At 65.8% G+C, this 16795-nt stretch carries 15 protein-coding genes and 2 tRNA genes; 9 read left to right on the plus strand and 8 right to left on the minus strand.

The genetic code is table 11. The annotated features are described in order from the left end of the window. Nucleotide 1: 1 nt before the first annotated feature. A complete protein-coding gene (locus AC1DKV_RS13680; protein WP_441616559.1) occupies nucleotides 2–2164 on the minus strand; it encodes a TonB-dependent receptor in 2163 nt (720 codons plus the stop codon). A gap of 355 nt (nucleotides 2165–2519) precedes the next feature. Between AC1DKV_RS13680 and AC1DKV_RS13685 the strand changes: the two genes are divergently transcribed. After that, complete coding sequence (locus tag AC1DKV_RS13685; protein WP_441616561.1) at nucleotides 2520–3050, plus strand: helix-turn-helix transcriptional regulator; 531 nt, start codon at nucleotides 2520–2522, stop codon at nucleotides 3048–3050. A gap of 205 nt (nucleotides 3051–3255) precedes the next feature. Here the strand turns inward: AC1DKV_RS13685 and AC1DKV_RS13690 are convergent, their stop codons facing one another. Further along, nucleotides 3256–3486, minus strand: coding sequence for a DUF2188 domain-containing protein (locus AC1DKV_RS13690; protein WP_441616563.1), 231 nt, complete (start codon nucleotides 3484–3486; stop codon nucleotides 3256–3258). Between the two features lie 595 nt (nucleotides 3487–4081). Between AC1DKV_RS13690 and AC1DKV_RS13695 the strand changes: the two genes are divergently transcribed. Both AC1DKV_RS13695 and AC1DKV_RS13700 read left to right on the plus strand, forming a co-directional pair. Further along, nucleotides 4082–4157: transfer RNA gene (locus tag AC1DKV_RS13695), tRNA-Gly, on the plus strand. A 23-nt stretch (nucleotides 4158–4180) separates the two neighbouring features. Continuing rightward, nucleotides 4181–4255 (plus strand) — tRNA-Thr (locus AC1DKV_RS13700). Nucleotides 4256–4405: 150 nt separating this feature from the next. Here the strand turns inward: AC1DKV_RS13700 and AC1DKV_RS13705 are convergent. Then, nucleotides 4406–4639 (minus strand): hypothetical protein, encoded by a 234-nt coding sequence (locus AC1DKV_RS13705; RefSeq protein ID WP_441616565.1) that lies wholly within the window; start codon nucleotides 4637–4639, stop codon nucleotides 4406–4408. Nucleotides 4640–4936: 297 nt separating this feature from the next. Between AC1DKV_RS13705 and AC1DKV_RS13710 the strand changes: the two genes are divergently transcribed. Beyond that, nucleotides 4937–5908, plus strand: a complete 972-nt coding sequence (locus AC1DKV_RS13710; protein ID WP_441616567.1) for a Bug family tripartite tricarboxylate transporter substrate binding protein — start codon at nucleotides 4937–4939, stop codon at nucleotides 5906–5908. Between the two features lie 76 nt (nucleotides 5909–5984). Here AC1DKV_RS13710 and AC1DKV_RS13715 read toward each other — a convergent pair whose 3' ends face one another. From AC1DKV_RS13715 to AC1DKV_RS13725, 3 genes are all read right to left on the minus strand, one after another. Further along, entirely contained in the window at nucleotides 5985–6344 is a 360-nt protein-coding gene (locus tag AC1DKV_RS13715) for a hypothetical protein (RefSeq protein ID WP_441616569.1), read from the minus strand. 182 nt (nucleotides 6345–6526) lie between these two features. After that, nucleotides 6527–7996 carry a short-chain fatty acid transporter gene (locus tag AC1DKV_RS13720; RefSeq protein WP_441616571.1) on the minus strand — a complete coding sequence of 490 codons (1470 nt, stop codon included), beginning with the start codon at nucleotides 7994–7996 and terminating at the stop codon, nucleotides 6527–6529. Between the two features lie 90 nt (nucleotides 7997–8086). Continuing rightward, nucleotides 8087–9556, minus strand: coding sequence for an amidase (locus AC1DKV_RS13725; protein ID WP_441616573.1), 1470 nt, complete (start codon nucleotides 9554–9556; stop codon nucleotides 8087–8089). Between the two features lie 240 nt (nucleotides 9557–9796). Between AC1DKV_RS13725 and AC1DKV_RS13730 the strand changes: the two genes are divergently transcribed. Beyond that, nucleotides 9797–10684 (plus strand): LysR family transcriptional regulator, encoded by an 888-nt coding sequence (locus AC1DKV_RS13730; protein ID WP_441616575.1) that lies wholly within the window; start codon nucleotides 9797–9799, stop codon nucleotides 10682–10684. Nucleotides 10685–10780: 96 nt separating this feature from the next. Here the strand turns inward: AC1DKV_RS13730 and AC1DKV_RS13735 are convergent, their stop codons facing one another. Then, nucleotides 10781–11002: a hypothetical protein gene (locus AC1DKV_RS13735; protein ID WP_441616577.1), complete on the minus strand. Its 222-nt coding sequence runs from the start codon at nucleotides 11000–11002 to the stop codon at nucleotides 10781–10783. Nucleotides 11003–11253: 251 nt separating this feature from the next. Here AC1DKV_RS13735 and AC1DKV_RS13740 point away from each other — a divergent pair, with 251 nt between their 5' ends. Together AC1DKV_RS13740 and AC1DKV_RS13745 are read left to right on the plus strand one after the other, a co-directional pair. Further along, nucleotides 11254–12156: an alpha/beta hydrolase gene (locus AC1DKV_RS13740; RefSeq protein ID WP_441616579.1), complete on the plus strand. Its 903-nt coding sequence runs from the start codon at nucleotides 11254–11256 to the stop codon at nucleotides 12154–12156. Nucleotides 12157–12375: 219 nt separating this feature from the next. After that, on the plus strand, nucleotides 12376–13674 hold the full coding sequence (locus AC1DKV_RS13745; protein WP_441616581.1) for a TAXI family TRAP transporter solute-binding subunit: 1299 nt from the start codon (nucleotides 12376–12378) through the stop codon (nucleotides 13672–13674). A 68-nt stretch (nucleotides 13675–13742) separates the two neighbouring features. On the opposite strand, the gene AC1DKV_RS13750 is transcribed toward AC1DKV_RS13745, so the two are convergent. Beyond that, entirely contained in the window at nucleotides 13743–14636 is an 894-nt protein-coding gene (locus AC1DKV_RS13750; protein ID WP_441616583.1) for a LysR substrate-binding domain-containing protein, read from the minus strand. 145 nt (nucleotides 14637–14781) lie between these two features. Between AC1DKV_RS13750 and AC1DKV_RS13755 the strand changes: the two genes are divergently transcribed. Both AC1DKV_RS13755 and AC1DKV_RS13760 read left to right on the plus strand, forming a co-directional pair. Next, entirely contained in the window at nucleotides 14782–15588 is an 807-nt protein-coding gene (locus AC1DKV_RS13755; protein WP_441616585.1) for a citryl-CoA lyase, read from the plus strand. Nucleotides 15589–15606: 18 nt separating this feature from the next. Next, a complete protein-coding gene (locus AC1DKV_RS13760; RefSeq protein ID WP_441616587.1) occupies nucleotides 15607–16779 on the plus strand; it encodes a CaiB/BaiF CoA transferase family protein in 1173 nt (390 codons plus the stop codon). Nucleotides 16780–16795: the final 16 nt, after the last annotated feature.

Genomic DNA, 16795 nt, shown 5'->3' on the forward strand with positions numbered 1-16795 from the left:
CTCACTGGAAGCGGTAGCGGGCGGTCAGCATTGCGCTGCGCTTGTCGCCGGGCAGCGCGCCCGAGAAGGTCGGCGAGACGTAGTAGGCCTTGTCGGTCAGGTTGCGCAGGTTCAGGCTCACGTCCCAGGTCTTGCGGCGGTAGTAGACCGCCGCATCGAGCACCACGTACGACGGGACGCGATACAGGTTCAGGCTGTCCGCGTAGCTGTCGCCCTTGTACGTCAGGCCCAGGCCGACGCCAAAGCCATGCAGGGCCTGCTGCTGGAAGTCATAGGTGGTCCACAGCCGGCCGCCGGTGCGGGAGACCCCGGCCGGGCGGGTGCCGGCGATGCTGCGGTTGGTGACGCCCATCGCGGCGTTGGATGCCAGCGCGTTGGACTTGACCTCGACGTCCTGCAGCACGAAATTCGCCAGCACCGTCCAGCCGGCGAGCGGGCGGGCAGTCAGCTCCAGTTCCATGCCGCGCGAGCGGTCCCGGCCATCCGGCGTCGGGCTCAATGCGCCCGGCAGCGTGATGTAGTAGTCCTTGCGCTCGGTCTCGAACAGCGCCAGGTTGGTCTGCAGGCGGCCGTCGAGGAAGTCGGCCTTGACCCCGACCTCTTTTTGCAGCGCGCTTTCCGGCTGGGTGCTCAAGGCCGCGGGCTCGGTCGAGACGTTGATGAACTTGCTGGTCGACACGCCGGCATAGAGCGACACCGATTGCAGCGGCTGCCATACCGCGCCGAGCGAGCCCGACGTGAGGTTCTGCGTGTCGCCGATGCTGCGAAAGACGCCGCCCTGCGTGCCCACGTCGCTGAACTTGACGCGGTCCGTGCGCACCGCCGCCCGCACCTTGAATTGCTCGCCGAACGCCAGCTGATCCTGCAGGTAGACGCCGAAGTCCTCCTGCTTCAGGACCCGGTTGAAGCCCTGGGAGACGACCGGGGCCAGGCCATTGAGCGTGGTTTCAGGCACGACTGGCGCATTGATGTTGGCGATGTTGGGCAGGTTGTAGCCGTTGCGCACCGTGTTGATATGCGTGTCGGAATACTCCATGCCGAACAGGACGGTGTGGTCGACCGGGCCGGTACGCGTCTTCCAGACCAGTTCGTTCTGCGCGAGGATGAAGTGCCCGTCGTCCGTCTGCGTGCGCGCGGCGCGTCCCGTCATCTGGTTGAGTGCGTTGCCGCCGTTGCCGCCGGCATTGCGCGTCATGTCCAGGCCGCGCTCGTCATAGATGAAGGCGGTGCGCATGGTGAGCGCGGGATCGATGCGCCAGTCATGGCTCAGCGTCACCCGGTCGATGGTCTGGCGGGTGTCGTTGAACGGGCTGTAGTAGCGCGCGTCGCGCGGTGCGGAGGCGATCTTGCCCTGGTTGTTGAAGACGATGCCGTAGTTGTCCGGGACGATGCGGATGTCGCGGTGATCGTAGTCGAGTGTCAGCGTCTTGTTGGTGTCGTACGCCCAGGCAAAGGAGGGCGAGACTTCCTTGATATCGCGCGACAGCCCGCGATAGCCGTCGCTCTTCTCGTAGTCGGCGATCAGGCGCGTGGATAGCTGCGAGCTTACCGGCCCGCCCACATCCACATACGTGCCCCAGGTGCCGAAACTGCCGCCGAAAGCGCCGATCTCGGCCCCGAACTTGCTGAGCGGGGCCTTGGTCACCACGTTCACCGTGCCGCCCGGCTGGCCCGAGCCATACAGCGCAGACCCCGGCCCCTTCAGTACCTCGATGCGCTCGACGTCATACATGGTGCGGTAGTAGCCGTTCTGGCTGGGGCCGTCCAGGTAGCCGTCGCGCAGGAAGCGCGTGCCCAGCCCGCGGATGGTGTAGTTGTTGGCAAAGCCATAGCCGCCGGCCAGCTGGGGTTGCACGCCTGCCGAATTCTGCAGCGCGTAGTTCATGTCGACCGCACCCTGCTCGCGCAGCACGCTATCGGGGATCACCGTGATCGCGGCCGGAATGTCGCGCAGCGGGGTTTCCGTCTTGGTGCCGGTCGTCACCGTGTCCCGCAAGCTGCCGGCCGGGACCTGTCCGGCCGAGGCGGTGACCTCGGGCAAGGTATGTTCCGGCTGCGCGGCCTGTGCGCGCGCCGTAGCGGGCAGGCCGGCGATCAGGGCATAGGCGATGGCGGCAAGCGCGTGGGGGCGGGGCGCGAGGCGGGGTGGGAATGCACGTGTCATGAAGGCTGGAACTCGAGGAGGTGGCGCAGCAGGCCGGTCAGTCGTCGTCGCCCGACCGGCCTTGCGGCCCTCGGAGCGGAGTCAGCGAAGGCTAATGCGAATCATTCTCGAGTTCAATTCAAAAACGGCGGAGCGAGGCGGATGTCCCCCCTGTACGGGGCATTTGCCTTGTAAGCACTGGCTTTGCGGCCGCTGTGCGCGCGCGGACGGGGCAAATGTCCCGGAGAAAATATGCCTCATGATCATCTTTTTATTGTGGGAGCCGGACCGCAAAAAACCGGTCTTTTCCTAAGAACAAGAATCAGTTACATTTGACTCCCCGTCAGGGCCGGCACGCTGCAGCCGGATTGCGCCGATGGTCTTGCTGCCCGGAATTCGCCACATGTCACCCAAGCTTTTGCTCCTGCTCGCCATCTTCCCTGCCTACCAGGCATGGGATCTCAGTCAGATACACCTCAGCAGCGGCGTGAACTACCACCTCCTGACCGAGGCGGTCGCGACCATCGTTTTCGTGTGGATCCTGGTTGTGTTCGTGCGGGAGCGGCAGCGCGTCGCGCGCGACTTTGCGGAATTGCGCAATGCGGCGCAGGCGAGCGAGCGCGCCATGATCGAGCGCGATACCGCTGCCAAGCAGAGCACGCGGCATTTTCTTGTGCAGATGCAGGAGCAGTTCGACGCGTGGAACCTTACGCCGGCCGAAAAGGACGTGGCCCTGCTGTTGGTCAAGGGCCTGTCGCTAGAGGAAATCGCGGGCCTGCGCGAGAGCCGCGCCAAGACCGTGCGCCAGCACGCTGCCAACGTTTATGCCAAGGCGCAGCTCGAAGGGCGCCACCAGCTTGCGGCCTATTTCCTGGAGGACCTGATGGCTCCCGGCGTCGCCGGCTGAGCGGGCCGGCGCCGGGGCGAGCCGATCTCCGCAGCATTGCCGGGGCGGCGTGCCAGGCAAAAAAAATGGCCGCGCGGGGCGGCCTAGGTCGTACGGGTCAAGATACGAGAGAGCCCAGTATCGCGTTTGTTCCGGGTGCGTGCTATCCGTCAAATGGCGGATGGTGCGCCCCGGAGGGCGCCGTCAGGGCCGGATGAGGGAAACGTCAGGCCGAAGATGCCTTTGTGTCTTTGCTGAAGGGCTCGGCATTGCGCGGGAGCCGATGCGTCCCGTTGCCGTCCTCGAGCAGCAGCTCGACGCCCTTGCGCACGGCGAGGCTGGTCGCCACGACTATCGCGTCTTCCTGGCGTTCGAATTCCAGAATCCCGTTGCGGGTTCCGGACAGTTTGACGATCCAGCCGGCGCGCGAGGCGCAAACAATCAAATCGCGGCGCATCTCGATAATCCTCCGAGGTGTCTTGACTAACCTGATAGCGCAATCCTGATGCGTGCCTAGTCGACCAGCGGTGATTCCTGTGCACGCGAATTCTAATTCAATTGGCGTTGGACAGTTGCCTAAATACTGCCGGCTGGAAATGCTGCGTCGCGCAACAAGAAGAAAGAAATGCGGACTGCGCAAGCAAAGCCAGCGGCGTTCGCAAGTCCCCGCGCATGACCCGCAAGGGGTGCCCGCGATAGTCCGGGATCATCCCCCCGATACGTGACGTTGGCCATGTCCCCGGCAGCGATCGTGCCGCCTTGCCCGTGCTTCCCCTTCGTCGCGCCGGGACAGCATGCGTGCTGGCCAGCCTGTAACGGATGACGCCGGGCTTCGTGGACAATCTGCAGAACTTGATCATGTTGTGATGTACCGGAAATGAAGGCGCTGGGGGAGGCAGAAGATGCCGGACAAAAAAATTGGAAAGTCCGCAATCCATGCGGGTTTTTTTGCGATATACTTCGGCTCCCCCGAAGCAGGGCTTGATCCACCGAGGCCTGCGGACTGTTAATCCACAGGTCCCTGGTTCGAGTTCAGGTCGGGATGCCAATACGCGGGAGTAGCTCAGTTGGTAGAGCGCAACCTTGCCAAGGTTGAGGTCGCGAGTTCGAGACTCGTCTCCCGCTCCATTGCTAAATGCATTAGAGCAATTGCCCATGTGGCTCAGTGGTAGAGCACTCCCTTGGTAAGGGAGAGGTCGGCAGTTCGATCCTGCCCATGGGCACCACTTTCCTGCGCCGACGTTCGCGGCGCGCGCACCAGCTTGCAGGCTGATCTCCTGTCCCGGTTCAAAGGGACAATGCCATCCCGCACCTTTGCCGAGTTCGCCATTCGTTGGCGCGTCCAGGCCGTGGCGACATGGCAGGGATCAGGCCCTTCAATCTCCATATACGTGAAGCCTGGCATCCTGCCCGCCGCTGCATCCTCGTGCCGCTGCCGCCAAGGCGTGTTCGCCGTCGGCATCGGGATCGGCATGGCTGGCGTTGTCGATGACGGTGCTGAGCTTGTCTGCGTCGATATTGTTGGTGAGCGCGACCGTCTCGCCGGCGAGGAACGCGGCTGTCAGTGCCGCGGTGATGGCGAAGACGGTATAGAGGGATCTGGCGTTCATGGCTTGTTCCTTGTGAGTGGCCCACCGCGCCCAGCGCGCGAAGCGCGTGGCTGGCGCCCGGCCTTCGATTCACTATGCACAGGCCATGCCATCCTTCCAGGGCGTATCGGGTGCGCGGGCCGGCCCAAATCGCGCAACGGATGACGGGTTCCGCCCAACAGCGGGACCAATGCGTTGGCCTGGATCCAACGATCTCCGGCCGACTTGTGCGAGGATTCTGTTCTCGCGGCCGGTTGCGCTGGCGGCTGGGCGCCGGCACCGTTCGAACGCATTGCTTACGTTACCTTGGGAAATTAGATGAGATCGTCCGTCAAGCTTTTCGCGCTATGTTCCTTCGCAGCCATGCTGCTCTCGCCGGCGCTTGCGCAGACCGACGGGAAGCCGCTGCGGATCATCGTGCCCTTCGCTACGGGCGGGTCGCAGGACGTGATTGCCCGCTATCTCGGCGAAAAGCTCGGGAGCCGCCTGGGCGTGCCGGTCATCGTGGAAAACAAGGTCGGGGCTGGCGGCATGCTGGCCGCCGACTACGTGGCCAAGGGCCCGGCGGACGGAACCACGGTGTTGCTGGCCACGGGCGGCGCGATTTCCATCGCACCGTCGCTGAACCCCAGGCTGCCTTACTCGCCGCAGAAAGACCTCGCGCCCGTGGCGCTGATCGCGGATACGCCGATGACCGTCGCCGTGCGTGCCAACAGCGCCTACAAGACGCTGGGCGACGTGCTGAAGGACGCCAGGGCGCATCCCGGTGTGGTCAGCTTCGCCTCCACCGGCAACGGCACGGTGTCTCATCTCAGTGGCGAACTGCTGGCGCAGGCGGCGAACGTCCGCCTGCTGCACGTGCCCTATCGCGGCGCCGGTCCGGCGCTGACCGACCTGCTGGGCGGGCAGGTGCAATTGCTGATGACCAGTGCGGCCTCGATCGAGCCGATGGTCGAGAGCGGCAAGGCCCGCCTGCTCGGCACGTTCTCCCGGACATCGCTGCCGGGGCTGGCGAACCTGCCTACCGTCAGCGATGTCACCGGCCTGCAGGGGCTCGAGGCGCCCGTATGGGTGGGCGTGATGGCCCCGGCCAGGACGCCGGCGGCCCGCATCGAGAAACTGTCGAGCGAACTGGTGGCGCTGTGCAAGCTGCCCGAGACGCGCACCCACTTCGCGCAACTGGGCGCGGTACCTACCTGCGGCGATCCGGGGGCGTTGCAGAAAGTCGTGACGGATGACACCCGGCGCTGGGCAGAGGTCGTCAAGCGCGGGGGGATCAAGCCGGACTGACGAAGGCGGCTGGCAGGCGGGCGCCGCCGGCCCCGCTGCGATGCGGGGCGCCGCGCAAGGCGGCGCGAGCAGCGATTTACCTCGGTGAAGAACAGGCCGACCCCGATCCTGCCCGGCATCCCGCATCGCAGACCACCGCCCCCGAGCTGTCAAGGCTCGCGCCGCCGCCCACGGCCGTGGAGCACTGCACATTGCCCTTCATGTCGAGTGCGCACCGGCCCGCGCCGCAGCGGGCATCGCCTTCCCGGTCCAGCGCGATGCCGCCGCCGTCTTTCGCACAGCGCACCTCGCCGGAGCGGGTCATCATGCAGGCGGAGTTGCTCGGGCAGTTGACGGTGCCGCGGTAGTCCGGCGCGCAGGTTGCCGCGAGCGCTGCCTGTGCGGCAAGGGCCAGCGCCAGGCCGAGTAATTGGTTCTTGAGTTGCAGGACTGCCATTCTTCTTGTTCCCCCTTATTTTTTTGCTTTCTTAGGGCGCGTGATTGCGCGCCCGGCGGTGATTGTACTCATGTCGGCCGGGCGGGAATTTTCGATCGGATGGGGCAATGCCGGATTGCCCCACGGGACTGGCGCGTATCGTGCTGCCCGGAGAGCGCGGCAGCAAGCACGCCAGTGCCGCGTCATGGCTGCAGCGGCGGATGGTAGGCCAGGGTGGGGGCCAGCAACCACAGCAGCAGCAATACCAGCGGCGCATGCGTCAGCAGTTGCGCAAAGGTGAATCCGACCAGGTCGCGGGCCTTCAGTCCCAATATGCCCAGCAGCGGCAGCATCCAGAACGGATTGATCAGGTTTGGCAGGGCCTCGGCCGCGTTGTAGATCTGCACCGCCCAGCCGAGGTGCACATGGAGGTCGTTTGCGGCCTGCATGACGTAGGGCGCTTCGATGATCCACTTGCCGCCGCCGGAGGGCATGAGAAAGCCGAGCACCGCGGAATACGCTCCGATCAGCAGGGGAAAGCTGTCGGTCGACGCGACGCTGACGAACAGCGTCGAGAGGTGGTGCGTCAATGACTCTCCGCCTGCCCCCTTTGCCATCGTGAGCATGCCGGCGATGGCGCCATACAGCGGAAACTGGATCAGTACGCCGGCGGTCGTCGGCACGGCCTTGGTGACTGCGCCGAGAAAGCTCCTGGGGCGCCAGTGCAGGAGCATGCCAAGCAAGAGAAAGATGAGATTATAGGTATTGAGCCCGGAGATGGCGATCAGCCAGTGCTTGCCTGCGAACTCGGTCCAGACCCAGCCGAGCCCGAGCGCCACGATGCCCAGGGTAAGCAAGGGGCTGTATTCGAGCCATTCGCCCGGCCGGGTGCGTGGCGCCATGGTGTAGTCGACCGGCTCGATCTGCACGCCGAGATCCGCTGCGGTCCTGGCCCGTGCCGGCGAAGGCGCGGTCCAGTAGGCGATCAGCGTGGACACGGCTACCAGTGCGCACGTGATGACCAGGCTCTGCCACAGGAAGAGGGTCTCGCTGAACGGGATCACGCCGGTGATGGGCAGCAGGCTCGCCGGGATGCTGGCGGGGTTGGCCTGCAACTGCGCCGCGGACGAGCTGAGGCCCATGGCCCAGGTCGCGCCGAGGCCCAGGTAGGCCGCCGCGCCGGCGGCGCGATAGTCCATCCGCAACGATTCGCGCCGCGCCAGGGCCTTGGCCAGCAGGCCTGCGAAGACCAGGCTGATCGCCCAGTGCAGCAGCGAGGCCAGCACGCTGACCAGGGCGACATAGGCCACCGCTGTCCTGCCGTTCCTTGGCACCTGCGCGGCGAGGGCGACCAGCCTGGCCATGGGCGGGGATGAGGCAATGACGTAGCCGGTAATCGCGACCATGGTCATCTGCATGGTGAACGGGATCAGGCTCCAGAACCCATTGCCGAACGCCACCGAGACCGCGCGGGGCGACGCGCCGATCGCCAGCGCCCCGAGCGCCACCGCCAGCACGGTCAGCGCCACGAAGACGTAGGCATCGGGATACCACTTTTCGCACCACGCGGTGACGCGCAGCGCCAGACGCTCCAGCAGCGGTGCCTGGTATGCATGGTTGTCGATCTGCTGGCTGCCGGAGCCGGCGATGCACTGCTTTTCTTGAACTGACATGATCCTGCCTCTCACGTTGCACAGTCTTCCCCGGGAGGCGAAGCGGCTGGCGTGCCAGCACGCTTGCCTGCCGGTGCGGAAATCACAGGGCTACAGCGCCCCGGCCAGGCGCGGGCTGCGCGGTACCTGGCTTGCCATGCCAAGTGTCTGTTCGAGCAGCGCGGCGGCCGACAGCAGGTCGAAGTCGCCGCGCGGCCGTCCCAGCAACTGCAGGCCGACCGGACGGCCGTCGGAAGTCAGCCCGATCGGAACCGAGATCGCGGGGCAGCCGGTCAGCGTCAGCACGAAGGTGAGATACATCCAGTCGATATACGAGCCCAGCGGCTCGCCATTGATCTGCGTCGGATAGCGCTGCGCGACGGGGTACGGGGGCACGGCCACCGTCGGGCAGATCAACAGGTCGTGATGCGCGAAGAAGGCGCCAACGCGCATGAACAGCTCGCCGCGCAAGCGTTCTGCGCGCGCCACATCCTCGCCGCTCTGCTTGCGGCCTTTCTCGATGTTCCAGACGATCTCCTCGCAGATGTGTTCGCGGTGTGCTTCGAGCAGGGGGCCCCTGACGGCGGCAACCAGGTTGGCGCGCAAGGTCTGGAAGGCCTCGAAGCCGCCGGCAAGGTCTGGCTGGCCATCGTCCACGACGGTGCCGAAATCCGCGAAGCGCAGGGCCGCTGCCCGGCACAGCGCCGCGACCTCGGCATCCACCTTGCCAATGCCGAGGTCCGCGCTGTAGCCGACCCGGACCGGCGCGACAGGACGGCGGACCGCATGCGAGAAAGGGACTTGCGGGCGTGGTAGCGAGAGCGGATCGCGCGCATCGAATCCCGCCTGCGCGTCGAGCATCAGGGCGACATCCGCGACGCAGCGTCCCATCGGCCCCTCCACCCAGAGCGGGTCGAAGGGGACCACCGACTCCGGTCGCGCCACCCGCCCCACGCTCGGGCGCATGCCCACGACGCCGCAGTAGCTCGCAGGGATGCGCAGGCTGCCGCCCAGGTCATTGCCGGTGGCGAGCCAGACCATGCCGGCGGCAAGCGCCGCGGCCGAGCCGCCGGACGATCCGCCCACCGTCAGTGCGGTATTCCAGGGGTTGCGCGTGGCGCCAAATACGGTATTGAACGTATTGGCGCCGGCGAACTCGGGAACGTTGGACTTGGCCAGCGCAATGGCGCCATGCCGCTGCAGGTTCGCGATGGTCAGGTCCGAGCGCGCGGCGATGCGATTCGCGTAGATGGGCGACCCGTAAGTGGTGGGGCAGCCGCCCAGGTCGTTATAGTCCTTGACCGCGATCGGCAGGCCGGCCAGCCAGCCAGGATCGCCCGCGACGTCGTCGGCGGGCCTGGTGAAGTCCTTCGCAACCTTGCGGGCTGCCTCGAAGCAGCGAATCGGCAAAGCGTTGATCACCGGATCGACCGCCTCGATGCGCGCGATCGCGGCGTCCACCAGATCCAGGGGCGCGATTTCCCCTTGCCTGAGCAGCCTGACGGCTTCGCTCGCGCTCAGGCGGCACAATGCCGGCATATTTTCGTCGGGGCCATTGCCGGTGGCAGGGTTCGTATCCATGAGGTCTCCTTCTGGTTTGTGTTCGGCCTTCGGCGCTCCTCGCACCCTGGGTTGCTCCCGGGTTGTGGCGCCTGGCGTGTTCCAGAATAATGTTCGTGTCCGCACACCGGAAATCACATATCGCGATGAAGCTCATAAGCCAGGCTTTTGCGGCTTTCCCGTGCCGCGAAGGTGAAATCCCGCTCCCGGCGCGATGCGCCATCGGCCCCGGCGCAGGGGCGCCACTCATCAGGTTTCGCCATGGATATCCGTCAACTCAGGACCTTCGTCACGGTCGCGCGCCTGGCCAGCGTCACGAGGGCCGCCGAGGCGCTGCACATCACGCAGCCCGCCGTCAGCGGCCAGCTCAGGCAGCTTGAAGAGGATCTCGGGGTTCGCCTGCTGTCGCGTTCCACATCATCGGTCACGCTGACGCAGAGCGGGCAGGAACTCCTGGGCCGCGCAGAGAGCGCGATCGAAGCGTTTGGCAACTTCGTGAACGCCGCGAAGGGTTTGCGTGGCCAGATCGAGGGCCATCTGCGTGTCGGCGTGGTGATGCTGGATCCTGCGATGCTGCGCATCGGACCCTTCATGCAGCATATGGTCACGCAGTATCCCGGGCTGAAGATCGACCTGCAGGTCGGACGCACGCCATGGCTGCGGGCGGCGCTGCAGAGTTCCGAGATCGATGCGGCCATCCTGGTCGCCAGGACAACGCCGAGGGGCGCGCGTGCGCTGCTCCTGAAGTCGCTGAGCTTTTGCCTGGTGGCGCCGCCATCGTGGGGCGCGCGCCTTGGCGGTGCCGATGCGCAAGAACTGGCCCGCTTGCCCTGGCTTCGCATGACGCCGGACAGTGCGCACCAGGAGATGATGGCGGAGATCTGCGCGCAGGCGGGCATTCATCCGGCCGGCACTGTCGAGGCCGATCACGAAGCGCTGATCGGCGCGCTGGTGGCCGCCGGCGTGGGAATCGGCCTGCTGCGCGATGAGCTGGCGCAACGGGCCGAGGCCGCGGGCGAAGCGATCCGGCTGAGCGGCTACGAGCGCGATACCCGTCTGTGCCTGCTGTACCAGGAAGCGCGCGAGCAGGACCCGGCAATCATCGCCATGCGGGACGCGCTACGCGACGTGTGGGCGCTCGATGCCTAGCTGCGCGGGATGCATCGCGGCGCTGGCCGCCGGCAACGGCGGGCGGATGTGGCAGGGTGCGGCAGGGTGCGGGACTTGCGTCGGCAGTGTGGCAGCCTAGAGCGTAGCGCGAGCAAGTTGCTGGCGTGCGCAGAGCACGCCGTGAATCTGCGCGACAACGGCCGCGCCCTCGCCGAGCTCGATTCGATCGGCTCGAGAGTGGCGAAAGCGCGGCATCCGGCTAGATGGCGCCGATTTTCTGCGCGCTGGCTCCGAACCGACGTTGGTCGCGTCGCCCAACAACGTACCGCGTGAGAGTGCGGCCTCGGCATCGTTCATTGACCTACCCCTTGCGCTACGGTCTCTGCCAAGCAGGGCGGGCAGAGACGAGAGGCAACTCGCCAGTGTTTCGCGCCGGACATCCATGGTGCCCATGGCATCGCGTTCCGGCCTCTTTGAATTTACCGACCGTGCAGCCTAAAGTGTTGAGAGTTCGCTCTGCCGCGCGCGGCACGCTGCATGGCCGGCAAGGCCAACGGTCGGAGGCCTCCCGCCACGTCTTCCGATCGTCCTCCTCCAGGAGCCGCAAGATGTCCGATCCCCAGATCGAAGCTGTCCGCAACCTACTGGCAAGCCAGCCCCGTCCGGGCGAGCTTTCCGAACGGCGCAAGCGTCTGGACTCGTTGCTCGGCCGCTATCCCGTGGCGCCGGACGTGCAGGTCGAGGCCGCCAATGTCGACGGCGTTCCCGCCGAATGGACCATGACACCCGCGGCCGATCCGGCGCGGGTCCTGGTGTTTCTCCATGGGGGGGCGTATATCTCGGGCTCTCTTCTCAGCCACCGGCACATGGTCGCGCAGATTGGGCGAGAGGCACGGACCCGCACCTTGGCTCTGGACTACAGGCTTGCGCCCGAGCACCCGTTTCCCGCTGCCCTGGAGGATGCGATCGCCGGGTATCGATTTCTGCTGTCGCAGGGCTATGAACCCGCGAACATTGCACTGGCCGGGGAAAGCGCAGGCGGCGGACTGGCGTTGGCGACGCTCGTCTCGTTGCGAGACCTGGGCATTCCCCTTCCTGCCTGCACGTGGTTGAGTTCGCCATGGACCGATCTGGAAATGACCGGCGAGTCCATGGTGACCAAGGCAGCCGTGGATCCCCTGATCCAGAAGCCATACCTGCTCGAAGCGGCGGCGGCCTATTTGAACGGCGCCAGTCCGCGCATGCCGCTTGTCTCGCCGGTTCATGCCGATCTCACCGGGCTTCCTCCGATGCTGATTCAGGTCGGCACGGCAGAAACGCTGCTCGACGATTCGATCCGTCTCGCCCAGCGGGCGGGCGAGGCGAACTTGCGAGCCAGGCTGGAACTCTGGCCTGACATGATTCATGCGTGGAGCCTGTTCTATCAACAGGTCGATGCTGGCCGCCGATCGCTCGCCTCGATGGGCGCCTTCGTTCGTGCGGTGCTTGACGAGATGCCAGGGCCGTCCTGACGGGAAAAAAAGTATCAGGCGCCGGCCCGGAGCGAGCGGGCAAGGATCGCCCGGCCGTTGCGGCCAGGGCGACGACCTTCCTCGTGTCAGCGGTGGCTTCCAGCAACGCCGCCACGCAAACGCTTGCTCCTGGCCCGCCCGGCGCGGGAGCGGGCTGGCAAGAGAGGCCAAACGATGCCCAGGCAGAACCCAGCGCTTCACCGTAGCCAGAAGACCCCCATGACACCGGGGCGCCGGCGGCTTCTCGTCATTGGCGCGATACTGCTGCTGGCCGCGCTGGCCTGGGGGCTGGCGACAGTGCTCAAGCCCGCCATCCAGCGCACGATCGTCATCACGACCGGGGCGGACAAGGGCATCTACCGCGGCTTCGCCGATCGCTATGCCCCCATCCTCAAGCGCGACGGCATCAAGCTCGATATCCGCAGTTCGTCCGGCTCGGTCGAGAATTACGCGCGGCTGAAGAATCCGGGCAGCGAATACGAAGTGGGCTTTATCCAGTCGGGCACCGCCAGTCCGGAGGAAACCGACCGCCTGCAGACCATCGCTGCCATCTCGTATGAACCGATCTGGGTGTTTTACCGTGGCGGCATCACCGTCGACCGGCTGGCACAATTGCGCGGCAAAAGGGTCGCCATCGGCGTGCCGGGCAGCGGCTTGCTCAACGTCGCCCGGGTCTTGCTCGCGCATAGTGGCGTCACCGACGGCAATACCAGGTTGCTGGAAATGGATGCAGCCAAGGCATATCAAGGCCTCGAGGAGGGTGGCCTGGATGCGGCGTTCTTTATCGGCAGGCCGGATGCCGAGATGCAGCAGACGCTGCTCAACAGTGACCTGAAGCTGATGAGCTTTGCCCAGGCCGATGCCCTGGTGCAGAAATTCCCGTCTCTCTCCAAGATTGTCTTCCCGCGCGCCTCGACCAGCATCGTCAACGATCTCCCGCAGGCTGACGTCACGCTGCTGGCGGCCACGGCCCTGCTCGTGTCCAAGGACACGCTGCATCCGGCCCTGGTCTACCTGCTGCTGGAAGCGGCCAGGACCGTCCACGGCGGCGAGGACTACTTCACGCCGCTAGGCACGTTTCCCAACCTGAACAGCGATGAATTTCCCGTCTCGGACGAAAGCACCCGCTACTTCAGATCGGGTCGTCCTTTCCTGCAGCGCTACCTTCCATTCTGGCTTGCCAGCTTTATCGAACGGCGCCTGCTGATCCTGCTTCCCTTCATGGCCTTGCTGCTGGGCCTGCTGCAGGCATTGCCGCGCATGGCGGAGGCGCGGATCAAGAACCGGCTCGTGGTCTGGTATCGCGAAATCAAGGCGCTGGAAGATGAAATATGGAAAAACGGGCAGCCGACCCCGGACCAGATTGCGCAATGGCGCGATGAAATCGAGAACATCGATGCGCATGCCAGCCAGATCCGGATTCCGCATCGCTACTTCCAGGATGTCTACGCGCTCAAGCAGGCGATTGGCGTCGTAAGGGGCCGGATTGACCAGGCCGCCGGGAAGGTGAGGGAATAGCCCGGCGCGGAGATCCGCTTCGGCAGGCCGCGTTGCGGCACGACAGGGCGTTGCCGGCGAGATCGCCCTCAGCCTTTCTGTCCGAGCCGCTCCACCACGCGCCGTACCGTGGTGGCAAAAAACCGCACGGGTACCGCGCGCGCTGCGCCACGCTTCCAGAGCAGGCCTGGCGTGCGCTGCGGCGTGGGGCTTTCTAGCGCGATGAAGCGCAGGCCTTCGCCATCGGACTCCGCGCTTGCGCCGATCACGGCCGCGATATCGGTCTGGCGCACCAACTCCAGCATTGGCGCGATCGAATTGAGCTCGGCGATGACCTGGGGTTCCGCCGCAGCCGCCCGGAAGCACTCGTCGAGCAACTGGCGGGTGGCAAAGTAGGAGGGCAGCAGCACCATGCGCATGCCGTGCAGCTCCACCATGCGCGCACGCTTTCGGCCGGCCATGGGGTGGCGGTCGCTCACGACCAGCTTCATTTCCTCGTTGTACAGCGGCTCGAAGAACAGCGCATCGGCCTGCGCCGGCCGGTATGACACGCCCAGGTCGAGCTTGCCCTCAGCGAGGCGCTCGGTGATATCGGCCGCGCTCAGCTCTTCCACGATCACGCGCACCGAAGGGTAGCGGCCCAGGAACAACGACACGCACTGCGGGATCAGCCGGATATTGAAGCTATGCGTCGCGCCGACCCGGACCTCGCCCACCAGCGGCTCCTTTTCGTCGCGCACGGCATGGATGGCGCGGTCCACCTGCCGCAGCGCCGGGCCGATATGGAGCAGCAGGGTCTCGCCGGCCTCCGTCATGGAAACGCGCTTGCCGACGCGGTCGAACAGGGGCTGGCCGATCTCTTCCTCCAGTTGCCGGATCTGGTGCGACAGTGTTGATTGCGTCACATGCACGCGCTCTGCCGCGCGCGTGAAATTCAAGGTTTCGGCCAGCGCTTCGAAGTAGCGCAGATGTCGGAGTTCCATGGGGTGCTGCCAGCAGGGTTCGGGGATCCCGCTATCTTACATAGATGCCATCGATGGTTTTGAGTGAAATTAATCATTTCCATCTGTGATGGCGGTGCCCATAGACTAGCCAGACCAGCCCTATACCAACGGAGACCCCACCACCATGAAGATCGGCAAGGAAACCATCCCGCAGACCGCCATCAGCACGTCCAGCACGGAAACCATCGTGGTCCGCGGCGCGGACCTGTGCCAGGACCTGATCGGCAAGCTCAGCTTTACCGAGTACTTCTACTTCCTGGTCACGGGCAAGCGGCCCGACGCCGCCGCGGTCAAGGTGGTGGACGCGACGCTGGTCGCCATTGCAGAGCACGGGCTGGTGCCGAGCGTGCAGGCCAGCCGCATGACGCTGGCCGCGGCGCCCGATGCGCTGCAGGGCGCGGTGGCGGCCGGCATCCTCGGCTGCGGCTCGGTCATCCTGGGCGCGTCAGAGACCGCCGGCGTGCTGTTTACGGAAGTGCGCGAGCGCATGGCGGGCGGCGAGACCATCGAGCAGGCGGCCAAGGCCGTTGTCCACGCCTGGCGCGAGGCGCGCCGCGCCATCCCCGGCTATGGCCACCCGCTGCACAAGGCGCGCGATCCGCGCGTGGCCGCGCTGATCAACGTGGCGCGCGAGGCGGGCGCCGATACCACCTACATCGATATCGCCGATGCCGTGGAATCCGTCATCCCCGGCATTGTCGGCAAGGAGCTCAGCCTCAACGTCTCGGCGGCGATTCCGGCCGTGCTGCTGGGCGTGGGCTTTCCGCTCAATGCCCTCAAGGGCGTGCCGATCCTGGCGCGCACCGGCGGCCTGATCGCGCACCTGAGCGAAGAGCTGCGCCACTCGATCGGCTTTGCGCTGTCGTACCAGGCTACGCGCGAAGTGGTCTACACCGGCGAGACGCCCGCCGGCTTCGACCCGCAAGCCTGACCGTAGACGGAGCTTCAGATGATCAAAGTCCTGCAAGGCGTCAAGGTCCTGGAACAGGGGACCTTTATTACCGGACCCGCCGCCGGCATGCTGCTTGGCGACCTCGGTGCCGACGTCGTGAAGATCGAGCAGCCCGAGACCGGTGACCCGTTCCGCGCGTTCAAGGGAGGGCTCTACAGCCCGCATTTCCAGACCTACAACCGCAACAAGCGCAGCATCACCCTCAACACCAAGCATCCCGAGGACCTGCAGGTCTTCGACGATCTGGTGCGAGACGCCGACGTCTATATCCAGAACTTCCGCCCCGGCGCGGCGGAGCGCCTGGGCGCAGGGGAGGCGCGCTTGCGCGAGCTCAATCCGCGCCTCATCTATTGCGCCATCAGCGGCTTTGGCGCCACCGGGCCGGCAGCGTCGCGCCCGAGCTACGACACGGTGGCGCAGGCGGCCAGCGGCTTCCTGAACCTGCTGGTCAACCCGGCCAATCCGCGCGTGGTCGGCCCGGCGATTGCCGATGCGATGACGGGTTTCTACGCCGCGTACGGCATCCTTGGCGCACTCCATGAGCGCAACCGCACCGGCGTGGGCCGCAAGGTGGAAGTGTCGATGCTGGAGGCGATGAGCCATTTCAACCTCGACGCCTTCACGCATTACTATTCGGCCGGCGAAGTCATGGGTCCGTACAGCCGCCCCAGTGTGTCGCAGTCGTATGTGCTGGAGTGCGGCGACGGCAAATGGATCGCCCTGCACATGTCGTCGCCCGAGAAATTCTGGCAGGGGCTGGCCAACGCCATCGAGCGCCCGGACCTGTTCAAGGACCCGCGCTTTGCCACGCGCGAAGCGCGCATTGGCAGCCAGGAGGCGCTGATCGACCTGCTCGGCGGCCTGTTCCGCCAGCGCCCGCGGGCACAATGGTGCGAGCGGCTGGAGGCGGAGGATGTGCCGCACGCGCCGATGTACGACACCAGCGAGGCGCTGGAAGACCCGCAGGCCAGGCACCTGCAACTGCTGGTCACGGGGCAGCATCCCACGCTCGGGGAATTCAGGACGGTACGCAGTCCGGTGTCGTTCGACGGGCAGCGCGCGCTGGATGTGATGGCGCCGCCGTTGCTGGGCGAGCATAACGAACAGGTTCGCGAAGAAGTCCGCGCCGCACTGGCGCAAACGGGAAGTCCGGCACAGACCGGTTCCTGACAATCCGCAAAGGAGG

This window comes from Cupriavidus sp. 05T41 (assembly GCF_056396525.1).

Excerpts from the sequence above, each read along its gene's own strand:
- AC1DKV_RS13680 (WP_441616559.1), bottom strand. The coding sequence starts at position 2,164 with ATGACACGTGCATTCCCACCCCGCCTCGCGCCCCGCCCCCACGCGCTT.
- AC1DKV_RS13685 (WP_441616561.1), top strand. The coding sequence starts at position 2,520 with ATGGTCTTGCTGCCCGGAATTCGCCACATGTCACCCAAGCTTTTGCTC.
- AC1DKV_RS13690 (WP_441616563.1), bottom strand. The coding sequence starts at position 3,486 with ATGCGCCGCGATTTGATTGTTTGCGCCTCGCGCGCCGGCTGGATCGTC.
- AC1DKV_RS13705 (WP_441616565.1), bottom strand. The coding sequence starts at position 4,639 with ATGAACGCCAGATCCCTCTATACCGTCTTCGCCATCACCGCGGCACTG.
- AC1DKV_RS13710 (WP_441616567.1), top strand. The coding sequence starts at position 4,937 with ATGAGATCGTCCGTCAAGCTTTTCGCGCTATGTTCCTTCGCAGCCATG.
- AC1DKV_RS13715 (WP_441616569.1), bottom strand. The coding sequence starts at position 6,344 with ATGGCAGTCCTGCAACTCAAGAACCAATTACTCGGCCTGGCGCTGGCC.
- AC1DKV_RS13720 (WP_441616571.1), bottom strand. The coding sequence starts at position 7,996 with ATGTCAGTTCAAGAAAAGCAGTGCATCGCCGGCTCCGGCAGCCAGCAG.
- AC1DKV_RS13725 (WP_441616573.1), bottom strand. The coding sequence starts at position 9,556 with ATGGATACGAACCCTGCCACCGGCAATGGCCCCGACGAAAATATGCCG.
- AC1DKV_RS13730 (WP_441616575.1), top strand. The coding sequence starts at position 9,797 with ATGGATATCCGTCAACTCAGGACCTTCGTCACGGTCGCGCGCCTGGCC.
- AC1DKV_RS13735 (WP_441616577.1), bottom strand. The coding sequence starts at position 11,002 with ATGAACGATGCCGAGGCCGCACTCTCACGCGGTACGTTGTTGGGCGAC.
- AC1DKV_RS13740 (WP_441616579.1), top strand. The coding sequence starts at position 11,254 with ATGTCCGATCCCCAGATCGAAGCTGTCCGCAACCTACTGGCAAGCCAG.
- AC1DKV_RS13745 (WP_441616581.1), top strand. The coding sequence starts at position 12,376 with ATGACACCGGGGCGCCGGCGGCTTCTCGTCATTGGCGCGATACTGCTG.
- AC1DKV_RS13750 (WP_441616583.1), bottom strand. The coding sequence starts at position 14,636 with ATGGAACTCCGACATCTGCGCTACTTCGAAGCGCTGGCCGAAACCTTG.
- AC1DKV_RS13755 (WP_441616585.1), top strand. The coding sequence starts at position 14,782 with ATGAAGATCGGCAAGGAAACCATCCCGCAGACCGCCATCAGCACGTCC.
- AC1DKV_RS13760 (WP_441616587.1), top strand. The coding sequence starts at position 15,607 with ATGATCAAAGTCCTGCAAGGCGTCAAGGTCCTGGAACAGGGGACCTTT.